The 297-nt window shown below is 49.2% G+C and carries 1 protein-coding gene; it reads left to right on the top strand.

Going from position 1 to position 297, the window contains the following annotated elements; translation table 11 throughout:
* Window positions 1-68: 68 nt before the first annotated feature.
* The coding region (locus H6B10_RS16030; protein WP_204652426.1) for a YesL family protein at window positions 69-297 on the top strand (229 nt) is incomplete at its 3' end.

Here is a 297-nt window from a genome sequence, read left to right as displayed (position 1 = left end):
AATAGTGTACAATCTGAATCGCTGTTTTTGGTGAATATTTACATCCTGAAAAAAAGGAGGAGAACTCATTGAGAGGCGTTTTTAATCCGGACAGCCCCCTGATGCGCGCCCTGGGCGTTGTGTGGGATCTTATTGTCCTGAATCTGCTGTTCCTGGTTTGCTGCATTCCGGTGGTCACCATTGGCCCTGCCATCACGGCTTTACATTATGTCACCACAAAAATGGCGGGTGAAAAAGACGGCACTCCGGTGGTCGGCAATTTTTTCAAGTCATTCCGGGCAAATTTCCGCCAGGGCG

The sequence above is a fragment of the Gemmiger formicilis genome (assembly GCF_016901605.1).
Lineage (GTDB): Bacteria > Bacillota > Clostridia > Oscillospirales > Ruminococcaceae > Gemmiger > Gemmiger formicilis_B.
This window is presented reverse-complemented; position numbering and strand designations above follow the sequence as displayed.